At 51.9% G+C, this 26,971-nt stretch carries 23 protein-coding genes, 1 tRNA gene and 1 pseudogene; 10 read left to right on the top strand and 15 right to left on the bottom strand.

All coding sequences use genetic code 11. From position 1 onward, the window contains the following. Positions 1 to 57: 57 nt before the first annotated feature. Positions 58 to 723 carry an ABC transporter ATP-binding protein gene (locus BW941_RS09500; RefSeq protein ID WP_076515516.1) on the top strand — a complete coding sequence of 222 codons (666 nt, stop codon included), beginning with the start codon at positions 58 to 60 and terminating at the stop codon, positions 721 to 723. Between the two features lie 2 nt (positions 724 to 725). Continuing rightward, the gene (locus BW941_RS09495; protein WP_076515514.1) at positions 726 to 1,913 is read left to right on the top strand and encodes an ABC transporter permease; all 1,188 of its coding nucleotides are present in this window, start codon (positions 726 to 728) and stop codon (positions 1,911 to 1,913) included. Positions 1,914 to 1,936: 23 nt separating this feature from the next. On the opposite strand, the gene BW941_RS09490 is transcribed toward BW941_RS09495, so the two are convergent. Both BW941_RS09490 and BW941_RS09485 read right to left on the bottom strand, forming a co-directional pair. Continuing rightward, entirely contained in the window at positions 1,937 to 4,060 is a 2,124-nt protein-coding gene (locus BW941_RS09490; protein ID WP_076515512.1) for a TonB-dependent receptor, read from the bottom strand. 113 nt (positions 4,061 to 4,173) lie between these two features. Continuing rightward, a complete protein-coding gene (locus BW941_RS09485) occupies positions 4,174 to 5,496 on the bottom strand; it encodes a hypothetical protein (RefSeq protein WP_076515510.1) in 1,323 nt (440 codons plus the stop codon). A gap of 289 nt (positions 5,497 to 5,785) precedes the next feature. Here BW941_RS09485 and BW941_RS09480 point away from each other — a divergent pair, with 289 nt between their 5' ends. Beyond that, positions 5,786 to 6,376, top strand: coding sequence for an MFS transporter (locus tag BW941_RS09480; protein WP_076515508.1), 591 nt, complete (start codon positions 5,786 to 5,788; stop codon positions 6,374 to 6,376). A 13-nt stretch (positions 6,377 to 6,389) separates the two neighbouring features. On the opposite strand, the gene BW941_RS09475 is transcribed toward BW941_RS09480, so the two are convergent. Beyond that, entirely contained in the window at positions 6,390 to 6,665 is a 276-nt protein-coding gene (locus tag BW941_RS09475) for a metal/formaldehyde-sensitive transcriptional repressor (protein ID WP_076515506.1), read from the bottom strand. A 65-nt stretch (positions 6,666 to 6,730) separates the two neighbouring features. Here BW941_RS09475 and dmeF point away from each other — a divergent pair, with 65 nt between their 5' ends. After that, on the top strand, positions 6,731 to 7,684 hold the full coding sequence (gene dmeF / locus BW941_RS09470) for a CDF family Co(II)/Ni(II) efflux transporter DmeF (protein ID WP_076515504.1): 954 nt from the start codon (positions 6,731 to 6,733) through the stop codon (positions 7,682 to 7,684). Between the two features lies 1 nt (position 7,685). Here dmeF and BW941_RS18045 read toward each other — a convergent pair whose 3' ends face one another. From BW941_RS18045 to rpsU, 6 genes and pseudogenes are all read right to left on the bottom strand, one after another. Further along, positions 7,686 to 7,817: a hypothetical protein gene (locus BW941_RS18045; RefSeq protein WP_273090620.1), complete on the bottom strand. Its 132-nt coding sequence runs from the start codon at positions 7,815 to 7,817 to the stop codon at positions 7,686 to 7,688. A 249-nt stretch (positions 7,818 to 8,066) separates the two neighbouring features. Further along, positions 8,067 to 8,143, bottom strand: a tRNA-Ile gene (locus BW941_RS09465). Positions 8,144 to 8,569: 426 nt separating this feature from the next. Then, positions 8,570 to 10,399: pseudogene (gene rpoD / locus BW941_RS09460) on the bottom strand (RNA polymerase sigma factor RpoD); the annotation flags it as partial. A gap of 180 nt (positions 10,400 to 10,579) precedes the next feature. Then, a complete protein-coding gene (dnaG, locus tag BW941_RS09455) occupies positions 10,580 to 12,415 on the bottom strand; it encodes a DNA primase (protein WP_076515500.1) in 1,836 nt (611 codons plus the stop codon). A gap of 108 nt (positions 12,416 to 12,523) precedes the next feature. Further along, positions 12,524 to 12,964: a GatB/YqeY domain-containing protein gene (locus tag BW941_RS09450; RefSeq protein ID WP_076515498.1), complete on the bottom strand. Its 441-nt coding sequence runs from the start codon at positions 12,962 to 12,964 to the stop codon at positions 12,524 to 12,526. Between the two features lie 29 nt (positions 12,965 to 12,993). Beyond that, the gene (gene rpsU / locus BW941_RS09445) at positions 12,994 to 13,209 is read right to left on the bottom strand and encodes a 30S ribosomal protein S21 (RefSeq protein WP_068441605.1); all 216 of its coding nucleotides are present in this window, start codon (positions 13,207 to 13,209) and stop codon (positions 12,994 to 12,996) included. A 231-nt stretch (positions 13,210 to 13,440) separates the two neighbouring features. On the opposite strand from rpsU, the gene tsaD reads away from it, so the two are divergent. From tsaD to folK, 3 genes are read left to right on the top strand one after another with little or no spacing between them, the layout of a single operon-like run. Next, complete coding sequence (tsaD, locus tag BW941_RS09440) at positions 13,441 to 14,478, top strand: tRNA (adenosine(37)-N6)-threonylcarbamoyltransferase complex transferase subunit TsaD (protein WP_076515496.1); 1,038 nt, start codon at positions 13,441 to 13,443, stop codon at positions 14,476 to 14,478. A 10-nt stretch (positions 14,479 to 14,488) separates the two neighbouring features. After that, positions 14,489 to 14,842 (top strand): dihydroneopterin aldolase, encoded by a 354-nt coding sequence (gene folB, locus BW941_RS09435; RefSeq protein ID WP_068437521.1) that lies wholly within the window; start codon positions 14,489 to 14,491, stop codon positions 14,840 to 14,842. Continuing rightward, a complete protein-coding gene (folK, locus tag BW941_RS09430) occupies positions 14,842 to 15,369 on the top strand; it encodes a 2-amino-4-hydroxy-6-hydroxymethyldihydropteridine diphosphokinase (protein ID WP_076515494.1) in 528 nt (175 codons plus the stop codon). Before folB ends, folK begins: the two co-directional genes overlap by 1 nt. On the opposite strand, the gene BW941_RS09425 is transcribed toward folK, so the two are convergent. Both BW941_RS09425 and traF read right to left on the bottom strand, forming a co-directional pair. Beyond that, a complete protein-coding gene (locus tag BW941_RS09425; RefSeq protein ID WP_076515492.1) occupies positions 15,338 to 16,567 on the bottom strand; it encodes a multifunctional CCA addition/repair protein in 1,230 nt (409 codons plus the stop codon). The genes folK and BW941_RS09425 overlap by 32 nt on opposite strands. 69 nt (positions 16,568 to 16,636) lie before the next feature. Next, positions 16,637 to 18,250: a conjugal transfer protein TraF gene (gene traF / locus BW941_RS09420; RefSeq protein WP_076515490.1), complete on the bottom strand. Its 1,614-nt coding sequence runs from the start codon at positions 18,248 to 18,250 to the stop codon at positions 16,637 to 16,639. Between the two features lie 367 nt (positions 18,251 to 18,617). Here traF and BW941_RS09415 point away from each other — a divergent pair, with 367 nt between their 5' ends. The 3 genes from BW941_RS09415 to BW941_RS09405 all read left to right on the top strand — a co-directional run bounded on the left by BW941_RS09415 (position 18,618) and on the right by BW941_RS09405 (position 21,455). Beyond that, a complete protein-coding gene (locus BW941_RS09415; RefSeq protein ID WP_076515488.1) occupies positions 18,618 to 19,562 on the top strand; it encodes a DMT family transporter in 945 nt (314 codons plus the stop codon). Between the two features lie 88 nt (positions 19,563 to 19,650). Beyond that, positions 19,651 to 20,256, top strand: coding sequence for an LPP20 family lipoprotein (locus tag BW941_RS09410; protein ID WP_068441647.1), 606 nt, complete (start codon positions 19,651 to 19,653; stop codon positions 20,254 to 20,256). Between the two features lie 11 nt (positions 20,257 to 20,267). Then, positions 20,268 to 21,455 (top strand): flagellar assembly protein FlgT, encoded by a 1,188-nt coding sequence (locus BW941_RS09405; protein WP_076515486.1) that lies wholly within the window; start codon positions 20,268 to 20,270, stop codon positions 21,453 to 21,455. A gap of 130 nt (positions 21,456 to 21,585) precedes the next feature. Here BW941_RS09405 and BW941_RS09400 read toward each other — a convergent pair whose 3' ends face one another. The 4 genes from BW941_RS09400 to glpE form a co-directional block, all read right to left on the bottom strand. Next, complete coding sequence (locus BW941_RS09400) at positions 21,586 to 23,091, bottom strand: SpoVR family protein (protein ID WP_076515484.1); 1,506 nt, start codon at positions 23,089 to 23,091, stop codon at positions 21,586 to 21,588. Next, positions 23,088 to 24,362 carry a YeaH/YhbH family protein gene (locus BW941_RS09395; protein WP_076515482.1) on the bottom strand — a complete coding sequence of 425 codons (1,275 nt, stop codon included), beginning with the start codon at positions 24,360 to 24,362 and terminating at the stop codon, positions 23,088 to 23,090. The genes BW941_RS09400 and BW941_RS09395 overlap by 4 nt, the downstream gene beginning before the upstream one ends. 47 nt (positions 24,363 to 24,409) lie before the next feature. Beyond that, positions 24,410 to 26,332: a PrkA family serine protein kinase gene (locus BW941_RS09390; RefSeq protein WP_068441632.1), complete on the bottom strand. Its 1,923-nt coding sequence runs from the start codon at positions 26,330 to 26,332 to the stop codon at positions 24,410 to 24,412. A gap of 312 nt (positions 26,333 to 26,644) precedes the next feature. After that, on the bottom strand, positions 26,645 to 26,962 hold the full coding sequence (gene glpE, locus BW941_RS09385) for a thiosulfate sulfurtransferase GlpE (RefSeq protein ID WP_076515480.1): 318 nt from the start codon (positions 26,960 to 26,962) through the stop codon (positions 26,645 to 26,647). Between the last annotated feature and the right edge of the window lie 9 nt (positions 26,963 to 26,971).

The following is a 26,971-nucleotide window of genomic DNA, read 5'->3' as shown; positions in this document are numbered from 1 at the left end:
TTATAGCAACGTTGCACCTGGCATCCACCTCTTGGTTGCTTTCTACAGGATCGTCCCATGTCTGTTGTTCTGCAAGACCTTATATTTTCTTATCATGACCACGATACTTTGCTGAACATCTCCCGATGGGAAGTGGCTGCAGGGGAGAAGGTATTTTTACAGGGGGAGTCAGGTTCAGGAAAATCGACCTTGTTAAATCTGATTGCTGGAATTCTCCCGGCGACCTCGGGCCAGATTACACTTCTGGATGAGCGGGTTGATCAGTTAAACCAGCGCCAGCGTGATCGTTTCCGTGCCGGGAATATTGGTTATATTTTTCAGCAGTTCAATCTGATTCCCTATCTCAATGCGGTTGATAACATCCTGTTGGCAAACGAATTCAGTAAAAAGGTTAAGCGCAATGGGATCGCCCGGGCTCAGGAGCTGTTAGAGCAACTGAAGCTCCCGGATTCTGTCTGGCGGTTACCGGGACAGAGTCTGAGTATTGGTCAGCAGCAGCGGGTCGCTATTGCGCGGGCATTATTTAACTCTCCACGCCTTATTATCGCGGATGAGCCAACGTCTGCTCTGGATCAGAAGAACCGTATAGCCTTTATGACGACGCTTATGGATCTTTGTGATGCCTACCAAAGTACGCTTATTTTTGTCAGCCATGACCCGACACTCGCCTGCGATTTTGACCGCACCGATGTGTTAGCCGATATCAACCGGGCAGGAGCGTAGTCATGTTTCTGAAAATCGCCTACAAGAGTCTGGTCGATAGAAAAACGTCTGTTGTTATGACGTTGCTGGCTCTGATTGTCAGCATCAGTGTGTTGATCAGCGTTGAACATATCCGTGTGCAGACCAAAGAGAGTTTTGCCAGCACAGTCTCTGGGGCCGATCTGATTATTGGTGCTCGCACCGGCAGCCTGAATCTTTTGCTGTATTCGGTATTTCGTGTGGGGGCGCCGACGAATAATATTTCATGGTCCACTTATGAAGATATCTCGGCGTCTGACGAAATAAAATGGTCGATTCCATTTTCGCTAGGGGATTCGCACAAAGGCTATCGGGTGCTCGGGACTAATCAGGATTATTTTCGCTACTTCAGCTACGGCGCTAAGCACCCACTGGTTTTTGCTGATGGTCGGGAGTTTTCGGACGCATTTGAAGTGGTTCTCGGGTCTGCCGTCGCTCGCGAACTTGGCTATTCACCCGGGTCGGAAATTCTGCTGTCGCATGGAATTTCATCGGCTGATTTTAATCTACACAAAGGCTCACCGTTTACAGTAACTGGAATTTTAGAACCTACTGGTACGCCCGTTGACCAGACTGTGCATGTTAGCCTGCAAGGCCTGAAGGCGATTCATAATAGCGCTCAGTACACGGGTGATCCCGAAAGCATTACCGCCTTTATGGTTGCGCTGAAGTCCCGTATTGGCGTTTTTTCACTGCAGCGGACGGTCAATAATTATAAGGCCGAGCCTGTGATGGCAATTCTGCCAGGCGTCGCATTGAGCGAATTATGGCAGATGATGGGCATTCTGGAGCAGACACTGCGTTTTATTGGTGTGCTGGTTCTCTTATCCGCCTTGCTGGGGCTCAGTGCTATGCTGCTCAGTTCGGTGCGCGAACGTCGCCACGAAATTCAGTTATTGAGGATGGCGGGGGCGTCTCCTTTTTATCTGTTTTTACTGAGTGAGCTGGAGGTACTGCTGATAACGTTAGCGGGTCTTTGTGCGTCTTTGCTCTTTGTCTGGCTGGCGTTTGCGTTAGGGCAGGGCTATCTGGCGGGTGCTTTCGGTATTAATATCAGCGCTGATATCTTCACACTGAATACGCTGGTACTGTCTTTGATCGTCGCAGGCAGTGCTTCGTTAACGGGAGCACTACCGGCGTTGGCGATGTACATCAGGGCACGGCGCCCTTGACCTGATGTCAGAATCGAACTTTATCAGAATGCCCAGCGGACGCCTAAGCGGATGTCGCGCCCGGGTAATGGCGCTGCGCGCTTCAGATACGATACATGATTGACCGCATACTGGTCGGTCAGGTTGCGTCCATCGAGTCTCAGCGTCAGCTCAGAGTCATTGAGCAGAAACTGATAACCGACAGACGCATTAAGCATCAGATATCCGTCAGACGTGGTCTCATTGTCAGCGGTGTTCGATTGCTCAGCAACGGCGCGTAATTCAGTGCGTGCTTCCCAACTCTGATTTCCCCACTCAAGACCGGCCAGAAAACTCGCTGGTGGTGTGCGAGGAAGGTGTCGGCCATCGTCAAGCTTTGCATTAACGACATCAGCACCTAAATCAAACGACCAGTTCATAGTTACTATATGTGACCAGCTGGCTTCTGCACCTGTGAAGCTGGCGTCCTCCTGCTCATGACGATAAACGTCATTGCCGTGGAAAGGGTCGGTCTCTGACTTCAGGTCGTTGTAAATATAATCATCAAACTGGTAGTAATAAGTGGCCAGGCGGATTTCATTGTTATCCGATTTCCAGATCCAGTTCAGGTCGATGGTATGCGCGGTTTCAATGTCGAGGTCAGGGTTATCGAGCTGGAAAGCAAAGGTAGCGTGGTGATCACCGTTCCAGAATAATTCCGGCGCTTCCGGTGCCCGCTGCGCACGTGCGAGGCTCAAACCGATACGCTGATAATCACCCAGTAACAAGGTGCTGGCCGCAGACAAAGTGACTGGCGTAAAGGTGTAGTCATCGTAATAATTGTCAGCCTGACGCCACACAGGATCAATGGACGAAGGGTCAGAAGAGATCGTAATCTGATCTATCCGTGCCCCTAACTCCAGAGAGCCAAAGCTTGTATCACGGTGTTCAACCAGAAAGACACCGATCTGCTCTGTACGTGTGATGGGCATGGGCGTGTCGTGGCCATACAGGTCACCTCCACGTTCGCTATTCGCCAGGTTAAATCCGATTGTATCGTCACCTGATTCGTCAAATGAAGGAATGCCCTCACAGCCGCCGTGATCATGGCAAAGTTCTAAATCCTGCTGACTGTACTGGATACCAGCATGACCGTGCCACCCCGCAATTTCCGCATGCTTGATACGGGTGACGAACTCGAGGGTTTCTTTATCGAATAAACCGATGTCGACAAAGGGTGCACTCGCATCGTCGTTACGATGGCCAGTTTCGGCATGCTCGTAGTCATTGAAAGTAATTTCTGTTCGCCATTCTTCGACAATGCCTGTCATGGGTGTCCACGCACCTTTGAGGTCGTAGCGGATCTGTTCTGGTGTGACCCGGAAGCTCTCTTCATCCAGGTTTGGCACAGCGTAGTCGTATTCGAGAGTACTGACAGACCCGCCAATAAAACCGTATTGGCTATTTACCCAGCTCAGACCAATGGCACCGCCACTGCCTGAGGTATCACTGTTTTCAATCTCGCCTGAATTATTGCCGTCGGGAATATCGCCTTGCTCGCCGCTGGAGTAGTCGGAAGCGTCCCGGCTAAAACCATCGAGATGCAGATTCCAGTTACCTTTACCGAGATCGAGCATACCTTCGATATGCTGGCCCTCATCGACAGAAGAGTATTTCGCTGAAACCTGACCGCGAATGCCCGGAACAATAATTTCGTGGATGCGACCGTCAATCACATTAACAACACCACCAATTGCACCGCCGCCATACAGGAGTGTCGATGGGCCATAAACAATTTCAATCTGTTCCCCAGCGCTAGGTTCAGCCATAGGGCTATGATCTGAACTCATGGCAGAGAGGTCTGAGCTGTCGGTACCGTTCTGCAGAATTTTTACCCGGCTGCCGCTCATCCCCCGAATAACCGGGCGACCAACACCGGCACCAAAGGCTGCATTGGAAACACCTGGGAGGCTCTCAAGTAAGCTCCCTAAGTTATCACCTGCGTTTTTATCGAGGTCTTCACTACCTAAAACCGTGACCGGCTGAGCGGTGTTGTAAACCGATCGATCACCACCGGCCGTTACGACAATAGTATCGAGATTTGCACCGGATTCGGCCTGATCAGAAGGGGCCGCCTGAGTCGTAGCTGCAAACATACTGATAACCAGAAACGACAATCGAAAATGCATAACACACCTGATGGTAAATACATAAAGTTGGGGATTATAAACGCGAATTGCCCGGGTAATTCATTACGCGGGCAACTCAGATGAAATCACGCCTCGGAATAGGGCATTACACCTTATTCTTCGTGGTCGTGCTCTTCACCTTCTTCGTCTTCATGCTCGTGTTCACCACCGGCAAATGCGAAGACAGCGCTACTGACGCTTGCGAGATCTTCATTTGCTATAGCACTACCATGAACGTGATAATCGCTGCCATCGTGAGCATCCATGTAATAGAGCTCATTGGCCTCAGTATTGACGGCGAGGAAAGCAGTTGCACCTGCCAGCAGCTTGTCCGCAGAGGTCCAGGTTGCCTCGCTGTTGATGATGAAAGTATCTTTTGATTCAACGGTTACGCTTTCATCTTCAACCGTGTAGAACAGTGCCGTGAATACGCCATCACCTGCGAGTACGCCAAGTACCTCAGTGTCGTGATCACCAACAGGTGTCACTGCCAGAATTGACTCGGCATCTACGTTTTCAGTGACGTCGGTGCTGTGTGGGTGGTCACCGTGTGCATTGGTAAGAGTGATGGCGCCTGTGGTTGAGTTCCAGGCCGCAATCACATCGTTCTCTGAGAAGGTCGCAGTCAGGCTATCAAAGCCAGCTTCTGCGTCCGAGTCGGTATAAAACTCAGTCTCTGTTTCGCCTTCCTCTGCGATCAGAGTTAGTAAGGTGTCATTACCACACAGAACCTGAGTCAGGTGCTCAGTCTGAGCGCTGGTCGTGATACCACCTGATGCACAGCTAAGGGTAACAGGGGTCTCCAGCGAATCACCGTTCGCTTCTACTACTTCCAGGTCAATGGCGCCGTCGATGCCGTTCGTGAAGGTCAGGAAGTGACCGCCAGTGAGCGCCAGAGTAGGGTAAGCGTCAGAACTTGGTGCCGTAACTGCTGTGCCGTCTTCGGCATCAATTACCGTGCTTGCCATGCCATCAAACGCTGAGAAATACTCGTGAGTGGCAACTACCATAGTTATTCCTGACGTCAGCGTTGTAGCCTCCGACGAAACTTCATGTGTGTGACCGTCTTCTTCCGCCAGGTGTTCGAGACCTGAATCAACAATAGAGACTGCGCCATTGTCGAGCATAGCGGCGGTCAGCCCACTTTTTGCCAGAACAAGAGTCGCGCCTGTCGCAGATGTAGTAACCACATCGGTTGAAAAGGCATCAGCTTCCTCTGCAGTCTGGTCGTACATATTGAGACCGGAGTCATCAGACACAGAATAAATCAGACGACCGCCTGTATGGGCGTGCTCATCATCGTGATGTTCTTCGTCACTGTGATCGTCATTATCGTTGTCAGAGTTACTGTCTGAGCCACCGCAAGCAGCCAGAGTGCCAGCCATTGCCAGAACCAACAGCGACTTGCTCAGTTCACTTTCAAAAAACGAAGCCATGGTTATACATCCTACATTTGGTAAGTGTGGGCGCAGCCGCAGCCACACCGTCTGAATTCAATAGTTATAATATAACATAACTGGGTTCAGCTATGGCAAGCGCCATTTTGTAAGCGTCAGGCGTTAAGGTGCCGATGAGTTGAAAGTGAAGATGCTGTGGGGACTAACGATGATGAGTAGAGGGAATAAAGAAGTAAAATTGGTGGGCCTTCCCAGAGTTATCCGTGTAGTGGTTCAATAATCCCGGACACTCAGGTAGGTGGTAACCTTGCCGCCAGAGAGGTGTTCAATGAAAAGACAGCGTCGTTCCTTTACTCCTGAGTTCAAACTCGAAGCCGCCTTCGGTTTTGGTTCTATGCTGGTTGCCTTACGCCTGCCCCAATTGCTGGAGCACTTCAGTGAGCGCCGGGTCATGCTCAGCGGATTAGTCGTTCTTATCGTGGGGCAAATCACTGGTGCCATGTTTGCCCAGGGCTATTACGCGCTTCTGCTGGTATGGCTGGTAATGGGCGCCGGATATTCACTGGTACAGACCCCAACCAGCAAGATTCTTGTGCGCTCAGCTACCGCAATTGAACGCCCAGCCTTATTCGCTGCGCACTTTTCGCTGTCTCATGCAGGATGGATGCTGGCCTACCCGGTAGCAGGTTGGTTAATGACGGCGATGGATGCGTACAGTGCGTTTATTGTGCTCGCCGTTGTATCCACAACCGGCGTCATACTCACGTCGATACTCTGGCCAGCCAGTGACGAAGCGCCCAAGTCCCATCGGCATGATGATCTGAGTGATGACCACGAGCACCTGAAGTACTATGGCCACGGTGATCAACACAGTCATCCCCATGTGGTCGATGCGTTGCATTCGAAATGGTCGAGGTAAAACTTCTTGCAGCCTACTTCATGTAGGAGCGCAGCAACTTAACCACGTCGTCGACCTCATCGGCCCGATCTTCCGGGCTGAGGTCATCGGCTCCCAGGTGATCACGGATGTGCCCTTCGAGCACCTCGCCCATCAGTCCGTTCACTGCACCTCGTAATGCGGCAATCTGCTGCAGCACCTTCATGCAGTCGGTGTTGCTGTTCAGTAGTTTTTCCAGTCCATCTGCCTGACCACGAATTTTTCTGATCCGCAGCAGGAGTTTGTCCCGTTGCTTTGCAACGTGTGCCATTGCCAGCTCCAATCATTAAAGTATACTGGGGTATAGTATATAAACACGGCCCCGGACACTAGCCCATGAGCAGCGCAGACAGACAGCATTCCCACGTTTTTGATGAAGGTAATCCACTGGCAGAGCGGAACACCCGCTGGGCGGTATTACTGACTGTCGTCATGATGGTCGCAGAAATTGCAGGTGGCCTCATTTACAACTCGATGGCCCTGCTCGCCGATGGCTGGCATATGAGTTCACATGCGCTGGCTCTTGGCCTGGCAGTCGCCGCTTATGCCGCGGCGCGACGACTGTCGGATCATCCCCGGTTTGCCTTCGGCACCTGGAAGATTGAGGTACTGGGAGGCTATACCAGTGCGATTTTTCTGATCGCTATCGCGGGCCTGATGCTGGTTCAATCGGTAGAGCGCCTGATTTCGCCAGAGGATATACAGTACGACCAGGCAATACTCGTGGCTGTACTGGGGCTGCTCGTTAATCTGGCTTGCGCCTGGTTACTGAAAGGCGACCACCATCACCATGGCCATTCGCACCATCACCACGACCATCATCATGACGACCATGATCACAGTCATGACCATCACGAACACCACCACGATCTGAACCTGCGCGCAGCGTATCTGCACGTTCTGACCGACGCAATGACGTCACTGTTTGCGATTGTGGCACTGGTCAGCGGCAAGATCTGGGGAGCGGCCTGGCTGGACCCCGTCATGGGAATCGTGGGCTCTGTTGTCGTTGCGGTATGGGCCGTCGGCCTGATCCGTGAGACCAGCAGTGTGCTGCTGGATGCAGAAATGGATAGCCCTGTGGTGGATAAAGTGCGCAGCTGCCTGGAATCCCGTTCAGAGATCACCTTGACTGATCTGCATATCTGGCGCGTCGGTAAGCAACACTATTCATGTGTCATAGCCGCAGATGCAGGCCCCGGTATTCACGCAGACGATGTAAAACATTGGCTACATGACTTCCACCAGCTGGTTCACATGTCGGTGGAATTAAATCCTCAGCCAGTCTGACTCACTTGCTGCGATAAGCCACTGGCGGCAATGCCGCGATACCCCAGCGCCCACCCAGCCAGATGACAAACGCTGGAATTAGAAGCACTGGCCCGGGAAGCAGGGCCATCCATACGTCATCGATGCGCTGCATTCGAAGTGGCCGCGGTAATTGAATAGTTAAGCCGGATGCTCGCATCCTGAGAATTAATAGAAGTAAAAATGGTGGGCCTTCCCAGACTTGAGCCGGGGGCCTGTGGAGCTAGAGAGTTGAGTCGGATGCTCGCATCCTGAGAAATTGTAGAAGTAAAAATGGTGGGCCTTCCCAGACTTGAACTGGTGACCTGTGGCGCTAGAGAGTTGAGTCGGATGCTCGCATCCTGAGAAATAATAGAAGTAAAAATGGTGGGCCTTCCCAGACTTGAACTGGGGACCTGCCGATTATGAGTCGGATGCTCTAACCAACTGAGCTAAAGGCCCATTTACTTCGCCTGCATCGCTTTGACTGCGTTGTTCCTCGATTATCTCAGTCATGTAGGCTCGCTACACTCCTTCGATAATCTGCGGTACGCCTTGTCAGCAATCGCAGAGCTTGTAAATACTTCGCCTGCTTCGCGTTGACTGCGTTGTTCCGGTCCAAACCGGTACGTCTTGTCAGCACTTGCAGAGCGTGTCGGGGATAAGATCCCCTCCTACAAAGATAGCGGTATGTTAGCCGCTTGCGGATGTGATCCGCCTCCTACATAGAGCTCGGTACGAGGCTCATGTAGAGCAGTCATCTGATATGACTGCGCAGCATTATAAGCACCATTACTCATGAGTGCCAGTGCTTTGATTTTTCTGGAAATTTGAGCAAAAAATAACCCGGCATTGGCCGGGTTATTCTGATCGCAGAGCAGGTTTAGCTTACTCGTCGATAAAGCTACGCAGGTGTTCTGAGCGAGTCGGGTGACGAAGCTTACGCAGTGCTTTGGCTTCGATCTGACGGATACGCTCACGGGTAACGTCGAACTGCTTACCAACTTCCTCAAGGGTGTGGTCAGTGTTCATGTCGATACCAAAGCGCATACGCAGTACTTTTGACTCACGAGCGGTCAGGCCAGACAGCACAGAACGGGTGGCTTCTGTGAGGCCGTCGTTGGTGGCTGTATCCAGCGGCGATGAAGACTGGGTGTCTTCAATGAAGTCACCGAGGTGTGAATCTTCATCGTCACCGATTGGCGTTTCCATGGAGATCGGCTCTTTAGCGATCTTCAGGACTTTACGGATTTTGTCTTCTGGCATTTCCATACGCTCTGCCAGTTCTTCAGGCGTTGGCTCACGGCCCATTTCCTGAAGCATTTGACGAGAGATACGGTTCAGTTTGTTGATGGTTTCAATCATGTGAACCGGAATACGGATAGTACGCGCTTGGTCTGCAATCGAACGCGTAATCGCCTGACGAATCCACCATGTGGCATAAGTCGAGAACTTGTAACCACGACGGTATTCGAACTTGTCGACGGCTTTCATCAGACCGATGTTGCCTTCCTGAATCAGATCAAGGAACTGCAGACCACGATTGGTGTACTTTTTAGCAATCGAGATAACCAGACGCAGGTTAGCTTCTACCATTTCTTTCTTAGCGCGGCGGGCACGTGCTTCACCGATAGAAACGCGACGGTTAACTTCTTTAATTTCTGGAATGCTCAGACCAACGCTATCGGCGACAGCTTTGATCTTCTTCTGGCAACGGAAGATTTCGAGCTTGTAGGTATCGAGTTTGTCTGAATAAGGTTTGCCGGCTGCAATCAGCTCTTCAACCCATTCGTTGTTGACTTCGTTACCCGGGAATCCACCGATGAATTCTTTGCGGTTCATGCCGCTTTTGCGGGTCATCAGAACCATGATCTGACGTTCCTGAGCACGGATGGCATCAAGTGCTGCACGCGCATCGCTGACGAGTACGTCGAAGTGCTTAGGCGTCAGCTTGATCGGTGCGAACAGTTCAGCCAGAGCAGCAATCGCTTTTTCTGCTTGCTTGCTGGCACGGCCATGCTTCTCGATGGCTTTGTTTACAGCGATATTAGCGTTGTTGATTTCGGTGAAGCGGCGTACCACTTCAGCCATGTCGATGCCGCTGTCTTCTTCAGAATCATCATCGTCGTCGTCATCGCTGGCTTCTTTAGCTTCTTCTTTCTGAGCTGCAGATGGGCCAGGAGGGGTGATTTCACCGTCTGGTGTCGGGTCGATGAAACCACTGAAAATATCGCCAACGCGGTTCGGGTCTTCTTCGGCTTCCTGGAAGGCCGTCATGATGCGCTGTACTGCACCTGGGAAATACGCCAGTGCAGACATCACTTCGCGGATGCCTTCTTCGATGCGTTTGGCGATAACGATTTCGCCTTCACGGGTCAGAAGTTCAACGGTTCCCATTTCACGCATGTACATGCGCACTGGGTCAGTTGTGCGGCCCACATCGGATTCTACAGATGCCAGAGCAGCGGCAGCTTCTTCTGCAGCAGCGTCGTCGGCAGTCTCAGACATGAACAGGGACTCGCCATCCGGGGCAACTTCTGACACAGGAATACCGATGTCATTAATCATACGGATGATATCTTCAACCTGATCCGGGTTTGCAATATCGTCTGGCAGGTGGTCATTCACCTGTGCATAGGTGAGGTAACCCTGCTCTTTACCTTTGGCGATAAGTTCTTTGAGACGGGATTGTTGCGTACTGGTCGACATAGAAGCCCTGTGTTCCGAATTTTTAAGGCGGAAGAAAACCGCGAAGTATACCGCTTAACCTCTGCTTAAGCCAGTGATTAGACGACTGTTTAGGCCAGACTTGGCAGAGATTGTTCCCCCGTGGCTGGCGGACCGGAGCGGGGTGGCTGCGTAGTTAGTAAGTTTGGGTTGAAGCGGGCAATTTTCAAGTCAGTGACGATGATATATGCCCGTGCGTTTGTGGTTTCTTTGTTTCCGCTGCTTCTTGAGTTCGTGCAGTTGAGATCGTTCTTCCGGGGTCAGCTTTTCGCCACGGTGAAACTTAGCCTCAAGTTCTTCCAGAGCGCGGTCGTCTTTGCGGGCCGTCATCCGTTCAAGCACCACCCTCACGTCGGCAGCAACCGGGCGTATCTGGTCGCTTTCCGGGTGATCTGCGAGCGCTTTAAGTTCAGGCTCGTAAGGACTGCCTATCCATTGAATCAACAGGCCAATGCTTTCCTGCTGTGGAGACTGGTGTAACCGCTTGAGAATTTCAAACAACAACCGCTCGTATTCAGTTTCGGCTTCGGTCTCGGGAATACTCAGTTCCTGTGCGAGCCCCGGAAATCGCACCAGACTGGAAATCGCTCTGTGCACCATGGGCGCGAGAGGGTCTTCGGTATCTGGTGCATGGCTGGGCGGAACCGGTTCGGTAATGATGTCTGGCATGGAGACGCCGTCGTCAATTTCGGGCTCCGGCTCTGGAGTAGTTTCATTCACCGCGGCCATCGCAGCGCTGCGTGTCCCTATCATGTCTTCAAGGCGTTTTTCCATCAGGCTTCTCAGTGTGCCTTTTGGAAGTTTGCCGATCAGTGGCGCTGCCATTTTATCGAGGCGGGCCTTACCATCTAAGGTATCAAAATCGACTTGTTGCTTGAGCTGCTCGAACAGAAACTCAGGGAGGTGCAGAGACTCATTGAGACGTTTCTCAAAGCCATCCCGCCCTTCCTGCCTGACCAGGGTATCCGGGTCTTCACCATCGGGAAGGAACAGGAACCTTGCCTGGACGCCATCGCTGAGGACGGGCAGGGCTGTTTCCATGGCACGCGCTGCAGCAGTGCGCCCAGCGTCGTCGCCGTCAAAACAGAAGATAACTTCAGGGACGATCTTAAACAGCCGGCGCAGGTGATGCTCGCTGGTAGCCGTGCCTAGTGTCGCGACGGCGTAATGGATGCCAAACTCAGCAAGTGCAACGACGTCCATATAGCCTTCAACAATCACGAAACGAGTCAGTTTCTGACGTATTTTTCGCGCTTCGTAGAGACCATAAAGTTCGCGGTTTTTCTGGAAAATCGGCGTTTCTGGAGAGTTCAGGTATTTCGGTTTTTCGTCACCTAATACGCGTCCACCAAAAGCGATGTAACGTCCGCGGGCATCCCGGATCGGGAACATAATACGATCACGGAAGCGGTCGTATGTGCGACCGTCGTCTTTTTCAATCAGCATGCCGCTGGTGACTAATTCACGTACCGCAGTTTTGTCTGTGCCCAGGGTTTCCTGCAGGTTATCCCAGCCGGGTGGGGCATAGCCGATACCAAAAAACTTAGCAGCCTTGCCTGAAAGACCACGGCCTTTCAGGTATTGAATAGCTCGGTCGCGCTTATCATGTTCGCGCAGCTGTCGCTCAAAAAACTGGCTGGCAGCTTCCATCCGCTTGAACAGTGACTGGTGTTCCTGCTCCTGCTGGACTTCCCGCTGGCTGGCAGCTTCACGGGGCACGGCCATGTTCATCTGGTCGGCGAGTTTTTCAACGGCATCTGGAAAACTCAGGCCGTCGAATTCCATAACGAAACGCAAGGCTGTCCCGGAAGCACCACAGCCGAAGCAATAATAAAATTGCTTGTCTGGGCTGACCGTGAACGAGGGTGTGTTTTCATTGTGGAAAGGGCAGCAGGCGGAGTAGTTCTTGCCGGTCTTTTTTAGCTTCACACGACTGTCGACCACGTCGACAACATCGACGCGGGCGAGAAGTTCATCAATAAAGCTCTGGGGTATCCGGCCGGCCATTCGGGTGTGTATCCGCAATCAGTCTCAAAGTTATTATCTTCAGAAACGCGAAAAGCGCCAGTAGCATGAGCTATTGGCGCTTTGCTGTATCAACGCGTGTGCGATGAATCAGAACTGGGACTTCACCATCTGGCTGACCTTGCCCATATCGGCACGGCCCTGCACTTTGGGTTTGAGGATGCCCATCACTTTACCCATGTCCTGCATGCCTGCAGCACCGGACTGTGCAATTGCATCTGAGACCATCTGGGACAGCTCTTCATCACTGATCGCTTCTGGCAGAAATTCGCTGATAACATCGATTTCTGCCTGTTCAACAGCGGCCAGCTCGTCACGTCCAGCATCCTGATACTGCTTGATGCTGTCACGGCGTTGCTTACACATTTTGTCGAGAATCTCTAAAGCTCGTGCGTCATCAACTTCGATTCGCTCGTCGACTTCAACCTTTTTAAATTCTGCGGTGATCAGACGAAGTGCGCTTAGGCGCTCTTTTTCTTTCGCACGCATTGCTGCTTTCACAGCATCTTTAACGGTTGCGGTCAGGCTCATGTGTCAGTCCTCAACAGATGTCGCGTGTATCAGTACAGGCGAGTCATCTTACGCTGTTCGCGCTGAACCTTCTTCAGGTGGCGCTTAACAGCAGCAGCGGCTTTACGCTTACGAACCCAGGTTGGCTTCTCGTAGTGCTCACGACGACGTACTTCAGACAGTACGCCTGCTTTTTCACATGAACGCTTGAAGCGACGCAGTGCAACGTCAAACGGCTCGTTTTCTTTAACTTTTACAGCTGGCATCCAATCACCTACATGTTTGTCAATTCGGTATAGTGGGGACACAGTAGTCCCAGTCAGAGGGCGGGCATTCTATAGACTTTGCCTGAGGAATGCAAAGGGGTTTTTACTGTCGATTCTGAGAGCGTCATGGTGTGTGAGTGGCGTGTGTCGTTAGGTAGCAGTATCATGCGCGGTTTAGGGTCGGAATAGGCAGTCTGCCTGAGCCCTCAGAGAGCGGAACAGAGGTTAGTTATGCTGGTATTGGGGTTAGAAACCTCCTGTGATGAGACCGGAGTCGCGTTGTATGACACCGAACGCGGGCTGTTGGCGCACAGAGTGTATTCACAGATCGCTGTCCATGCTGAGTACGGTGGTGTTGTTCCTGAACTGGCTTCCCGTGACCACGTAAGAAAAGGTCTGCCATTGATTCGTGAGGTCATGGAAGAAGCGGGGCATACCCTGCAGGATCTGGGAGGCATTGCGTATACCAGTGGACCCGGTCTGGTAGGTGCGCTGCTTGTGGGAGCCTGCCTGGGGCGTTCTCTGGCCTGGTCTCTGGGTATTCCAGCCGTAGGTGTTCATCATATGGAAGGTCACCTGCTCGCGCCCATGTTAGAAGACGACGTACCCGAGTTTCCTTTTATTGCTCTGCTGGTTTCCGGTGGCCACACTCAGCTCGTCAAAGTAGAAGGTATTGGTGAGTACGAGTTGTTGGGTGAATCGCTCGATGACGCGGCCGGTGAAGCCTTTGATAAAGCCGCTAAGATGATGGGGCTGCCGTATCCGGGTGGACCGGCCTTGAGTAAGCTGGCCGATGAGGGTGATGCAGGCCGTTTCAGTTTTCCGCGCCCAATGACAGACCGCCCGGGTCTGGATTTCAGTTTCAGTGGCCTGAAAACCTTTACCCGTACGACCATCCTTAACTGCGCCGTCGACGGTGTTCTTGCTGAACAGGATAAAAAAGACATAGCCGCAGGCTTTCAGACCGCAGTGGTCGATACTCTGGCTATTAAATGTAAACGCGCAATGAAGCAGACCGGTGTGAATCGTCTGATTATCGCTGGCGGTGTAGGTGCAAACCGCATGTTGCGTGAACAGTTAAAGGTGACTGCTGAGCAGCTGAAAGGGCGCGTGTACTATCCACGGCCTGCACTCTGTACAGACAACGGCGCCATGATTGCCTACGCGGGTGCTCAGCGTCTGAATGCGGGGGAAGTATCGGATATCGCCGTGTCGTGTGTACCGCGCTGGCCAATGACAGAACTTAAACCTCTGGCGTCAGGTAATTAAGGAGCTGGTTATGGATAAAGTCTTTATCAGCGAATTAAAGGTCGACGCTGTGATTGGCGTATACGACTGGGAAAAACAGGTACGTCAGCCATTGGTATTTGATCTTGAGATGGCCTGGGATATTCGGGTGGCTGCTCAGACCGACGATTTAATGCACGCGCTCGATTATCAGGCGGTGACTGAATATATCGAACGCTTTGTGCGTGAGCAGCACTTTCAGTTATTGGAATCCTTACTCGAACGTCTGGCCGATGGCTTGCTGCAGGAATTTGGCATGCCGTGGTTAAGTATTCGTGTAGAAAAGCCTGCAGTGGTGCCACAGGCTCGCGCTGTTGGATTAGTCATTGAGCGTGGTATCAGCTGATGGCGCATGTGTTTTTAGGGGTCGGAGCCAACCTGTCGCCTGAGCAGAATATTCCTCTGGGCCTGAAGCGCTTGGCCGATGACGTTAAAATCGTTGCTGTCTCTCCCTGCTATCGTTCTGAGGCCGTTGGCTTCAGTGGCCCGGCTTTTATTAATCTGGTGGTAGAAGCGCATACCGATTGTACGGTGGCGGAATTAAATACCCGATTAAAAGCCATTGAAACAGAATTCGGACGACAGCCCGACGCCAAAAAATATTCAGACCGCGCACTGGATATCGATATTCTTGTGGTAGACGAGTTAAGTGGCGATATCGATGGTATTTCGCTTCCGCGTATTGATGTCTGGCGTTATGCGTTTGTACTGCGTCCATTATTGGATTTATGGCCAGAGGGACTCTGCCCGAAAAATAAGACGCCACTAAAAGAATACTGGCCGCACGTCAGTGACCAGCCACTTGAAAAAGTGATTGTTGAAGGTGCAACGCTGGCTGATGTTAAATCGACTGAGCCGACTTCCAGCCTTTAAGGTGGTCTGTACGAGCTTTGGCCAGAGCCGGACGAATTTCCGCCCCTTGTATGCCCGTCGCAATAATATCCTGCGCCGTTATTGTCAGCGCTTCTTTTAACGCTTTACGGCAGTATTCGGCTTGCGGGTAATCGCATTCTTCCAGCCCGGTTCTGCCGCGCGCGTCAGCAATACAGACCAATAGAAAATCCTCAAATCGTTCGGGCCGACGCCATGCGTCGACCTGATCGAATAATTTCAGCAAAGTGTCTGGTCGCAACTCGAAGGCGCGGTGAACATGGGTATGGAATTCGCTGCTTAGCAGTGCCAATGTTTTAGCGTCGTTCGGAGCTTTCAGGCGATTACAGAGTTGCTTGACCGGTGAAAGTCCTTTTTTCTCATGACCCAAATGGCGCGGCCATTCGCTTTCTGGTGTGCGGCCTTTACCGAGGTCATGAATCAGCGCAGCCCAGCGCACAGCCGTCGAGTCGCTGAGCTTCTGTGCGGCTTGTAAGCAGAGTAGCGCATGCTCACCGGTATCAATTTCCGGATGATGCTTTTCAGGTTGGGGAACTCCAAAGAGAGCATCGAGCTCTTCAAACCATACTTTCAGAGCACCGCATTCGCGCAGTACACGGAAATACGTATCAGGGCTGTTTTCGCCCAGTGATCGCTGAGTTTCAGTCCAGACCCGTTCAGCGACCAGATGATCAAGTTCGTTATCAACGACCATTTGCTTCATCAGGTTCATGGTTTCGTCGGCAATACGAAAGCCCAGACCAGCAAAGCGAGCGGCGAAGCGTGCGACGCGCAATACTCGCAATGGATCTTCCTGAAAGGCAGGAGAAACATGACGCAGTACCCGGTCCTGCAGATCCGTCTGGCCGTTATAAGGGTCGATAATTTTGCCGTCCTTGTCCTGGGCTATGGCATTGATGGTCAGGTCGCGGCGCAGCAGGTCTTCTTCGAGTGTCACGGCGGACGAAAAGTCACAGACAAAACCCTGATAACCTTTTCCGCTTTTCCGCTCGGTGCGTGCGAGTGCGTATTCTTCTTTCGTATCAGGATGCAGAAATACCGGAAAATCGGCGCCAACCTGTTCATACCCCTTGCCGATCATTTCTTCGGGCGTTGCACCAACAACCACCCAGTCATTGTCTTTTACCGGGCGATTGAGAAGATGATCGCGGACTGCGCCGCCAACAAGATAGGTCTGCATAACGTACTCAGAAAATAAAAAAGGCCATCGGATAAGATGGCCTTTGAGTGTACCGGGATGTCGCTGGCGTTAGAAGTAGAAGCCAGTTTCCAGAGCCAGGCCCAGTTCTTTTTCTGGATCGGAAATATCCATCATTGCTGCCAGGTCAAAGTGAACACCGAAAGGTGATACACCCGCGCCCAGTGAAACAACGTTGCTCTCACCTGCGAGGTTAGTTCGCAAACCGGCACGCAGCTGAGCCCAGCCCGCCAGATCGACTTCGCCACCGACTGACAGGTACTGTGTTGGATCTTCAAATGCCAGAGCTTCGTTCTCAGTCAGATCGAGGTCTGCGGCAAGGTTGTACCAGTCACGGGTATAGGCAACACCGGCGCGCAGTTTCGGTTTCAGGCTCACTTTACCACCGGCGGCGACTTCGCCGTCCGCATCGCCATCCACTGCAACTTCAGCGTATTCGAAGTCTTTGCTGATCAGGTCCTGAATAACGATACCGACACGCAGGCGCTCCTGTGGATCGACGTAGAAGGAGGTACCGATGTCCAGGTTGATGTGGTTAGAAGTGCGCTCAGAATCTTCGAGTTCAACGTCAGGTGCGTTGTCTTCTTCGTCCACCTGACCAACGTAGTGGTAAGTCGCTACCTGTTGCAGCTTAGGTGTAATACCAATGGCCACAGGCTTGTCGGCGATCATAAACTCACGAGACAGGCTCAGGCCCACTTCGGCAATGCCAATGGCTACGATTTCATACTGTGAATCAAACGATGGATCGGATGCTGCGTTCGAGATCTCACCGTTTTCAAAAATACTGATATTACCGCCAGCAGTCTGTACTGGGTCGGAGGTATAGGTGTTTACCTCATCAACGGCACTCTTTGTGTTATTCAGATCTGCAGTAGTTGCGGTGCCGCCTTCTACTTCGTCGGCCAGGTCGTCAACACTGTCAGTAATACCATTAGAGGCTTCGAGATAACCGGATGCAGCAGGCACATAGGCACCCAGCAGGTTTGCGTCATTGCCACTGAACAGAATGCGAGCTGAGGCGTTAACGTCGGCCTTAAAGCTGACAGCCGCTGCCAGTTTTTTACCCGGAATCGCGACTGCGCCACCAATACCCAAGCGCCCGCGTAGAGGGTCACCGGAGATAGTACGTAAGCTGTCGATCATGTCATCAGTGGCAGACTCAACTTCCTGAAGCTCGGTGTTCGTTGCCGAAATACTGTCACCAAACGCCTGATTGTCAGTGCGCAAGTCAGCGGCTTTTTGTGCATTGGTACGACCATCAACATCGTCCATCGAATCAATCTGAACACCCAGCTGTTCTGCAGCAGCGGTCATATTTTCAACAGCTTTGTTAAAGTTCACCGGGTCGCCGGCGCCGCGCTCTTCGAAGGCGGCGTCAATGCGCGGGATAATGTCGTCATCGAGTCGGGTTGCTTCATCCTCGAGGCCTGCTTCGTCTGCCAGGTTGACCCCGATCTGCGGAAAAATCAGGGCAAAGTCATCGCTGCTTTCAGCCTGCGATAGCAGGGATGGGTTGTAGGCGGGAGCGTGCGCTAATTTAGCACTGGCAACACCTGTGTTGCCCATGGCCAGACCTCGGGCATCCATCGGCATAAAAGGGGTGGCTGTGGCGTAGCTGCTGGCGAGCAGCACAGCACTGCCAAGAAGAGAGCGTTTTAACATGAGTGCATCCTCAGGAATACGTGAATACGGATGCAATTAATACTAGATGCAATTTCAGAAATCGGTTGCGAATCGTAAAAGTCGTGCGTAATCTTTCGTAACAGCAATTTAATTTTTCGGAATCACTCTGTGTTTTCACAACTGACACATTTCTCAGCGAAGATGTTCGCGGCGCCAGCAGCGCTGCGAATGGTCGTGCGCGTGTGTCGTATTGCCCGTTGTGACAATAGTGGGGCCGGAGAATGATTAACTGTTAACGGATTATTCTCAAAGGCCGCACTTGATGCGGCCTTTTTTGTTTCTGGTCGCTGTGTTGCCAAAACACACCCCGGGTTCATGGTAGAGCCCGGTAGGCTATAGGTGACTTATGAAAATTATAGTGGCGTATCTTCTGGTGGTACTGATCTGGTCCACCACGCCAGTGGCAATTCAATTCAGCCAGAACGGGCTCGATTTCTTTACGGCCGTCAGTCTGCGTATGTGGGTCAGCGCCTTACTGTCCCTGCCCCTGGTCTGGTTGATGCGCCAGCGCCTCGTCTTCAATAAACAGGCATTGCAGAGTTATCTGGGCGGCAGTCTTGGGATCTATGGCGCGATGATGTCGGTGTACTGGGGGGCTGCACATATTCCATCGGGATTGATTTCAGTGATTTATGGGCTTTCCCCAATGCTGTCGGGGGCCTTGGCTTATGTTGTTCTACGTGAGCGTGAACTCACTCCTGTACGTTCGTTTGCTTTGGTGATGGCGCTGGCGGGACTGGCGCTGGTGGTGTCAGCACGCATTTCGATGGACGGTCTGGCCTGGCGTGGCATTGTAGGCAGTGTGGTGTCGGTATTGTGTTTCGCTGGCAGTGCGGTCTGGGTGAAGCAGGTTGGAGCAGGGATTCATCCCATGGTTCAGACGAGCGGCACGCTCTGGGTGTCGGGGTTGCTGTATCTCTTTACGGTCCCCTTCTTCGGTGTGCATATTCCGCAAGAAAAGGATGTCATTTCTTTTGCTGCGCTGGGCTATCTGATTACCTGTGGTTCGCTGCTCGCTTTTGTTCTCTACTTTTATATTCTGCGGCAGCTCCCGACTTCAAGAGTGACGCTGATCACGCTGGTTGCACCTGTCCTCGCTATTTTCTGGGGCTATATGTTGCGGGGTGAACGCCTGCAGTGGGAGAGCTTTGCCGGCGCCGCCATTCTGCTCGCATCGCTGGCTGTGTACCAATGGCATCGCTCACCGGACCGGTGGTTAAGAGCACTGGTCGCCGGTCGCTATCCTGCGGTTACAAAGTCAGTACAAAAAAGTGAGCGTCAATCGTCTTAACTTTTCTTCATATCGGCCGATAGCCGTCTTATAGCAAAACAAGTCAGGGGTGGATGGTGATCCACCTGCTGCTGGTATGGAGTCAGATATGAAGCTGAAATGTGTAACCGCAGGGGCCCTGGTGCTCTCTGCAGGATTGTTAACCGCCTGTGCCGGACCGGTTCTGGATCAGGGCAATGCCAGTGCACCACCTGAGCAATTCTTTAAGCCTGTCGAACAGGAAATTGACCCTGTTGCGCCTATGGTGCTCCGGGTCGTCGGCTACGGCGCTATTGATGACGCTGCTAAGCAGTCGTCGGTTCAGAAGCGTCTGATGGCCATTCGTGCGTCCAAAATGGATGCCTACAGGGCCATGGCTGAGCGGGTATACGGTACCTCGGTTCAGGGCAGCACTACCGTACGCGATATGGTCGTACAGAACGACAGATTCCGCAGCTATGTAGAAACTTATATGCATGGTGCGCGGGTTGTTTCTACAGACCTGATGCCAGATGGCAGTGCAGAAACCGTACTTGAGATGATCATCGATCAGGGCTTCCGTAACTGCCTGCAGACGATGGACAACCAACGCTTTAACGTGGATTGCAGGGTGCCTCTTGGTGGGCGTGATGCTCAGCAGTTTGCTGCCAGCCAGCGTAACCGTGTTCAGGGCGAAGCCTCTGTGCCTGAGAGCGGCTTCTACTTCATCGAGTAAGGGACTTTGCTATGAAACGCTTCCGTTTATCTTCGTTACTTGTCGGACTGCTGGCACTCCCGTTTGGTCATACTCAGGCCGAAGTAGTGCAGGTGACTGGTCGTGCTCCGGTTGAAGGGGCGCTGTCGTATGCACGTGAGCAGGCGATGGAAGATGCGCTGCATCAGGCCAGTTTACAGGCAGGTGCACAGATCAGCGGAATGCAGTTAATGGAGAAAGGCGTCGTCAGTACAGACACTGTGCGCGTATCGACCCGTTCGCAGGTCAGTGATGTTGAGATCCTGCGTGAAGACACAGTGAACGGCATGTACGAAGTCACAATTCGTGCGGACGTCGACGAAGCGGCCTTGTGTCCTGCATCCGTGCAGAGTTACCGGAAAGCCGTGGCCGTTGCCGGTTTCGGACTGGCGCAGCCACAGCAGGCTACTTTAGGGCGATTAGAAAATATTGAACAGGGCTTACCGCGCTGGCTTGCTGCGGAGCTCAATTCGGGTGGTGGTGTGCACGCGCTCGACGCAACCCGGATCAGCCTCTATCAGGATCCTCGGCGTGCGCCGTCAGCAGAAACTGCTCAGCAGCGTCTGACAACCTCAGTGGCGCTGGCGACGCAGCTCGGTGCTCAATATGTAGTATCGGGTGTGGTGCGTGATCTGGCATTGCATACACCACAGAAAAGCGGATTTGCCAGTCGGTTGATGGGTTTTTCTTCAGCGCCGACGCGTGATTTTGTCATGGATGTGTTTGTTCATGACGGGCTCAGTGGTGCCATGTTGTTCCAGCGCTCATACCGCACAGAAGGTGAGTGGGAAGCGCCGCGAAATGAAAAAACCGGCTTTGCAACGCCGCAGTTCTGGGCGACGTCTTACGGCACTGAAGTGGCTGATATTCTCAAGCGAGCAGCCGGTGACGTTGATGAAATGTTGCGCTGTCAGCCTTTTATGGCCCGTATCGTCAGGGCGCGCGGCAATCGTCTGCACATAGAAGCAAGCGCTGCCGCTGGTTTACGGCCGGGGGATACATTAAAAGTGTATCGCACAGGAACTCTGTACAACCTGGATCTGGAGCCGCGCACTGAACTGACTGATATGGCCGCCGAAGCTGTGGTTAAGCAGGTGCAGCCACAGTTTGTTATTGCTGAGCTGGGCGGCCCTGCAGAGCGTTTAGCGATTCAGCGTGATGATATGGTGATTGCCTGGTAGGTGATTGATGGTCCCGGCTGTTGAGTAAACAACAGCCGCTGCCTCATACTTTCCCCGTTTATATGATCGGCTGACGAGTCAGCGCAATAAATCAAAGCGTCGACTATAAGCGCTAAGTCAAAGCGCTAAGTCAAAGTTCTACTGATATCGACGGACAGCTCATCCGTTTCAGCATTTTATCGCCATCCCAGCTTTCAAGATGAACATCAAAGCCCCAGAGCAGGTGAATATGTTTGAGTACTTCGTACGTATCTCCGGCGAGTGGCATTCCATCCTGCTGCGTGTGCCTCAGGGTGATTGAGCGGTCGCCTTCAATATCAACGTTTGTGATCTGAATATTCGGTTCCCGCACCGACAGGTCGTACTGGCGTGCGAGGGTTTCTCTTAATCGGCGGAAGCCGCTGTCGTTGTGAATCGCATCAACGCGATAGTGATCCGCTGCTTCGTCGTCGTAAATAGAGAACAAGTGAAAGTCGCGCATCAACTTAGGTGACAGAAATTGCTGAATAAAGCTCTCATCTTTAAAGTCACGCATGGCAAAGTGCAGAGTATCCAGCCAGTTCTTTCCTGCAATATCCGGGAACCACTCGCGGTCTTCATCGGTAGGGTCTTCGCATATACGCTTAATATCCTGGAACATATTAAAGCCCAGTGCGTAGGGGTTAATACCGCTGAAGTAGGGTGAATCAAATCCAGGTTGATACACTACGTTGGTATGTGAAGTAAGAAACTCCATCATAAAACCATCGTTAACTTTGCCCTCGTCGTAAAGATGGTTCAGCAGTGTGTAGTGCCAGAACGTCGCCCAGCCTTCGTTCATAACCTGAGTCTGGCGTTGTGGGTAAAAGTACTGAGATATTTTACGAACGATACGAACCAGTTCACGCTGCCAGGGCTGTAATAAAGGCGCATTTTTCTCTATAAAATACAGAATGTTTTCTTGCGGCTCTGACGGGAACTTGCGCTTCTTCTGGGCTGCATCGCCATTCTGTTTCTTGGTTGGAAGGGTGCGCCATAGATCGTTCAGTTGTTGCTGGCGGATTTCTTCACGTTCTTCCTGGCGCATGCGTTCTTCGGCTGCAGAAATTGGCTTTGGCCGGCGGTAGCGGTCGACACCGTAATTCTGCAGAGCATGGCAGGCATCAAGAACCTGCTCAACTTCATCCTGACCGTAGCGTTCTTCGCATTTGCGTACATAATTTTTGGCGAACACCAGATAATCAATGATGGAGCCCGCATCCGTCCAGGTGCGGAACAGGTAGTTATTCTTAAAGAATGAGTTATGCCCATAGCAGGCATGAGCAATCACCAGTGCCTGCATCGGCAGGGTGTTTTCTTCCATCAGGTAGGCAATACAGGGATTGGAGTTAATGACGATCTCATATGCCAACCCCATCTGACCGCGTTGATAACCTTTCTGAGTGGCGAGAAACTGCTTACCGTAAGACCAGTGGTTGTAGCCGATTGGCATACCGACCGACGAGTAAGCGTCCATCATTTGCTCTGCACTGATAACTTCGATCTGATTCGGATAAGTATCGAGCCGATAGTGGGCCGCGACGCGCGCTATTTCGCTGTCGTATTCTTCGAGGAGTGCAAAGGTCCAGTCCGAATCGGTGGATATGTAGTTACTCATATTGCCTCCTCATACTGCTCTTTTGAGAACAGCTCGCGGAATACCGGGAATATATCCTCAGGGCCTCGGATCTGAGCCATCGCAAAGTTCTTTTTAAACTCACTGCCGACCTGCTGGTAGGCTTCCCAAAGCGCCTGATGGTTGTGCGGCGTAATCTCGATGTATGAGAAGTACTGAACTACGGGCAGCAGTTCGTTTCGTAGTATTTCAGCGCACTGAGGGGAGTCATCATCCCAGTTATCGCCATCCGATGCCTGAGCTGCGTAGATATTCCACTCGTTTTCGTCGTAGCGTGATTTTACGATCTCATTCATCAGTTTCAGGGCACTGGAGACGATGGTGCCGCCTGTCTCCCGCGAATAGAAAAACTCTTCTTCGGTTACCTCTTTGGCACTGGTGTGGTGGCGGATAAATACAATCTCAATCTGTTCGTAATTACGCTCCAGAAAAAGATACAGCAGCAGATAGAAACGCTTAGCCATGTCTTTGACGTCCTGCGTCATTGAGCCCGAGACATCCATCAGACAGAACATCACGGCTTTGCTGGTAGGCACAGGCACTTTGACCTGGTTGCGATAGCGCAGGTCAATATCGTCAAGGAAAGGGATCTTCTTGAGGCGACGCTCAAGATCAGCAATGTCGGCTTTCAGCGTTGCAACCGCACCTGAGTCGCCACGGTTTTCTGCATCAGCCAATGCAGCCTCAAGTTCTTTTAACTTACGACGCTTACCAGCGCCCATTCCGATGCGGCGTGCATGGGCATTGCGCATCGACTTTACCACTGAGAGATTGTTTGGCGTGCCTTCAGAGACAAAGCCTGCGCGACGGGTCTTGAAGTTTTTAGTACGCGCCAATGACTGCTTCACCATGTTAGGCAATGCCAGATCATCAAACAGATAATTCAGGAATTCTTCCCGGGTAATGGCAAAAGTGAAGTCTTCTTCGCCTTCGCCCTGATTACTGGCTTGTCCGCTACCCTGGCCACCGCCTCCACCTTGTGGCTTCTCCAGCTCATCGCCGGTATTGAACTCTTTATTGCCTGGGTATACGCGGTGTTGTCGGCCCCCCTGTCCATGGCCGATACGAGGTTCGTGCGTATTTTTGGTGGGAATACTGATCTGCTCGCCGCGATCCATATCTGTGATGGAACGGCGGTTTACGGCATCCTGCACTGCGTCTTTGATATGGCCGCGATAGCGTCGTAAGAAACGCTGGCGGTTGACCATACTTTTATTTTTTCCGTTCAAGCGTCGGTCAATAATATATGACATTCAACCCTCTCTCAGCGGGCACCCAGCGACCAGGTGCCCGCAGACAATTACTGTGACTTACGAACGCGCAGATACCACTCAGAAAGCAGGCGAACCTGTTTCTCGGTGTAGCCACGCTCGGTCATACGCGCGACGAAGTCGTCGTGCTTCTTCTGATCTTCGTTCGAAGATTTTGCGGAGAAGGATATGACCGGCAGAAGATCTTCAGTATTCGAGAACATTTTCTTCTCGATAACGGAGCGCATCTTCTCGTAAGACTGCCAGCTGGGGTTATTACCATTATTGTTGGCACGGGCACGCAGTACGAAGTTCACGATTTCATTGCGGAAATCTTTCGGATTACTGATGCCTGCGGATTTTTCGATTTTCTCGAGTTCTTCATTGATCGATACTCGGTCGAGCATTTCACCGGTTTCCGGGTCTCGATATTCCTGATCCTGAATCCAGAAATCGGCATAGGTAACGTAACGATCAAAGATATTCTGACCATATTCGGCATACGACTCGAGGTAGGCGGTCTGAATTTCTTTACCGATAAAGTTCACATACTCGGTGGCCAGGTATTCCTTCAGGTAGTTCAGGTAGCGATTCTGCGTTTCCTCAGGGAACTGCTCCTGTTCAATCGCCTGCTCCAGGACATACATCAGGTGCACTGGGTTGGCGGCCACCTCGGTTGAGTCGAAGTTGAATACCTTGGAGAGAATTTTGAAAGCAAAGCGGGTGGAGATGCCGCTCATACCCTCATCGACGCCAGCTCCATCTTTGTATTCCTGAATCGACTTGGCTTTCGGATCTGTGTCTTTCAGATTCTCGCCGTTGTAGATCCGCATCTTCGAGTAGACGCTGGAATTCTCCGGGACTTTTAAGCGCGAAAGTACAGTGAACTGGGCCAACATCGACAGGGTGTCAGGCGCACATGGCGATTCAGCCAGTGACGAATGCTCCAGCAGTTTTTTGTAGATGTTTATTTCTTCATCAACGCGCAGGCAGTAGGGCACTTTCACAATATAAACACGGTCGAGGAAAGCCTCGTTGTTTTTATTGTTGCGGAATGCCTGCCACTCGGATTCATTTGAGTGAGCGAGGATGACGCCTTCGAAAGGAATCGCCCCCATGCCTTCGGTGCCGTTGTAGTTGCCTTCCTGAGTCGCTGTCAGTAATGGGTGGAGCACCTTAATAGGCGCCTTGAACATCTCGACAAACTCCATCAGCCCCTGGTTGGCACGACAGAGTGCGCCTGAGTAAGCGTAAGCATCCGGGTCATCCTGGGCGTAGTCTTCCAGCTTGCGGATATCGACTTTACCGACCAGAGATGAAATGTCCTGGTTGTTTTCGTCACCGGGTTCGGTTTTGGCCACCCCCGTCTGATCGAGAATGGACGGGTAGAGTTTTACGACTTCAAACTTACTGATGTCACCGCCTAATTCATGGAGGCGCTTAACGGCCCACGGAGACATGACTTTGCCAAGATAGCGGCGTGGAATGCCGTAGTCTTCTTCCAGAATCGCCCCATCTTCGTTGGGGTCAAACAGTCCCATGGGCGACTCAAAGACAGGCGAGCCTTTAATGGCGTAAAAAGGAATACGTTGAATTAACTCTTTCAGACGTTCGGCGAGTGAGGATTTACCACCACCGACCGGGCCTAACAGATACAGGATCTGTTTACGCTCTTCGAGCCCCTGCGCAGCGTGACGGAAGTAGGAGACTATGTTCTCGACGGCGTCTTCCATACCGTAAAACTCAGAGAAGGCTGGGTAGCGCTTGATGACTTTGTTGGAAAATATCCGGCTCAGACGAAGATCCCGGGAGGTGTCGATGATTTCTGGCTCACCAATGGCCATTAGCATTCGTTCTGCCGCGGAGGCATAAACGGTGGGATCCTGTTTGCAGAGCTCAAGGTAGTCCTGAAGGCTCATTACCTCTTCCTGCGTGTCGCGATAGCGCTCCTGAAAACGACTGAATACGCTCATGGTTCACCCCTTATCGGTCTGTCCGAATATATGTTTCCGTTACATAAAACCCTGTAAAAAATTGCTATGTCTGGGACCAGTATGTCCCTTATCCGTTGTTGTTGGCCAGAGAATTTATGTTTCTTTGACGTCGTATAATCAGTATGCACAGCTTGTGCCGGCATGCAGCATTATTAGCTGACCAATGTGATCAAAGACACGATTTGACAGAAAAGCCGGATAAAAATGCACATGCCTGAAAAAACGGTCTACGGCTTTTGCAGTGCGCTGGAGAAGGGAAGTACTGGGGCTGAAAGAGGAGATGGAGTGCGCTCAGCGAGCGCACAATTCAGGAACGGCGAGCTTCCACATTTCGAAACCACCGTCCAGGCTGAACACTCGAGAATAGCCCTGAGCGGCAAAGAACTGCGCAGCACCCTGACTGGAGTTACCGTGGTAACAGCACACAATAAGCGGAGCATCTTTCGGTGTGTTCTGCATGAACTCAGGCAGGTTGTCGTTATCAACATTCACCGAGCCCTTTATATGGTTATCATTGAAACTCTGGGCATCGCGGATGTCAGCAATACGGACATCAGCTTCATCAAGTAACGATTTGGCTTCGGCGATGTTGATTCGTTCAAAGGTCATAGGTCTCTC

This window comes from Thalassolituus maritimus (genome assembly GCF_900156675.1).
In the GTDB taxonomy this organism is placed as follows: domain Bacteria; phylum Pseudomonadota; class Gammaproteobacteria; order Pseudomonadales; family Oceanobacteraceae; genus Thalassolituus; species Thalassolituus maritimus.
This window is presented reverse-complemented; position numbering and strand designations above follow the sequence as displayed.

What these genes read in the sequence shown, in the direction of transcription:
- BW941_RS09500 (WP_076515516.1), top strand. Translation starts at nt 58, where the DNA reads ATGTCTGTTGTTCTGCAAGACCTTATATTTTCTTATCATGACCACGAT.
- BW941_RS09495 (WP_076515514.1), top strand. Translation starts at nt 726, where the DNA reads ATGTTTCTGAAAATCGCCTACAAGAGTCTGGTCGATAGAAAAACGTCT.
- BW941_RS09490 (WP_076515512.1), bottom strand. Translation starts at nt 4,060, where the DNA reads ATGCATTTTCGATTGTCGTTTCTGGTTATCAGTATGTTTGCAGCTACG.
- BW941_RS09485 (WP_076515510.1), bottom strand. Translation starts at nt 5,496, where the DNA reads ATGGCTTCGTTTTTTGAAAGTGAACTGAGCAAGTCGCTGTTGGTTCTG.
- BW941_RS09480 (WP_076515508.1), top strand. Translation starts at nt 5,786, where the DNA reads ATGAAAAGACAGCGTCGTTCCTTTACTCCTGAGTTCAAACTCGAAGCC.
- BW941_RS09475 (WP_076515506.1), bottom strand. Translation starts at nt 6,665, where the DNA reads ATGGCACACGTTGCAAAGCAACGGGACAAACTCCTGCTGCGGATCAGA.
- dmeF (WP_076515504.1), top strand. Translation starts at nt 6,731, where the DNA reads ATGAGCAGCGCAGACAGACAGCATTCCCACGTTTTTGATGAAGGTAAT.
- BW941_RS18045 (WP_273090620.1), bottom strand. Translation starts at nt 7,817, where the DNA reads ATGCAGCGCATCGATGACGTATGGATGGCCCTGCTTCCCGGGCCAGTG.
- dnaG (WP_076515500.1), bottom strand. Translation starts at nt 12,415, where the DNA reads ATGGCCGGCCGGATACCCCAGAGCTTTATTGATGAACTTCTCGCCCGC.
- BW941_RS09450 (WP_076515498.1), bottom strand. Translation starts at nt 12,964, where the DNA reads ATGAGCCTGACCGCAACCGTTAAAGATGCTGTGAAAGCAGCAATGCGT.
- rpsU (WP_068441605.1), bottom strand. Translation starts at nt 13,209, where the DNA reads ATGCCAGCTGTAAAAGTTAAAGAAAACGAGCCGTTTGACGTTGCACTG.
- tsaD (WP_076515496.1), top strand. Translation starts at nt 13,441, where the DNA reads ATGCTGGTATTGGGGTTAGAAACCTCCTGTGATGAGACCGGAGTCGCG.
- folB (WP_068437521.1), top strand. Translation starts at nt 14,489, where the DNA reads ATGGATAAAGTCTTTATCAGCGAATTAAAGGTCGACGCTGTGATTGGC.
- folK (WP_076515494.1), top strand. Translation starts at nt 14,842, where the DNA reads ATGGCGCATGTGTTTTTAGGGGTCGGAGCCAACCTGTCGCCTGAGCAG.
- BW941_RS09425 (WP_076515492.1), bottom strand. Translation starts at nt 16,567, where the DNA reads ATGCAGACCTATCTTGTTGGCGGCGCAGTCCGCGATCATCTTCTCAAT.
- traF (WP_076515490.1), bottom strand. Translation starts at nt 18,250, where the DNA reads ATGTTAAAACGCTCTCTTCTTGGCAGTGCTGTGCTGCTCGCCAGCAGC.
- BW941_RS09415 (WP_076515488.1), top strand. Translation starts at nt 18,618, where the DNA reads ATGAAAATTATAGTGGCGTATCTTCTGGTGGTACTGATCTGGTCCACC.
- BW941_RS09410 (WP_068441647.1), top strand. Translation starts at nt 19,651, where the DNA reads ATGAAGCTGAAATGTGTAACCGCAGGGGCCCTGGTGCTCTCTGCAGGA.
- BW941_RS09405 (WP_076515486.1), top strand. Translation starts at nt 20,268, where the DNA reads ATGAAACGCTTCCGTTTATCTTCGTTACTTGTCGGACTGCTGGCACTC.
- BW941_RS09400 (WP_076515484.1), bottom strand. Translation starts at nt 23,091, where the DNA reads ATGAGTAACTACATATCCACCGATTCGGACTGGACCTTTGCACTCCTC.
- BW941_RS09395 (WP_076515482.1), bottom strand. Translation starts at nt 24,362, where the DNA reads ATGTCATATATTATTGACCGACGCTTGAACGGAAAAAATAAAAGTATG.
- BW941_RS09390 (WP_068441632.1), bottom strand. Translation starts at nt 26,332, where the DNA reads ATGAGCGTATTCAGTCGTTTTCAGGAGCGCTATCGCGACACGCAGGAA.
- glpE (WP_076515480.1), bottom strand. Translation starts at nt 26,962, where the DNA reads ATGACCTTTGAACGAATCAACATCGCCGAAGCCAAATCGTTACTTGAT.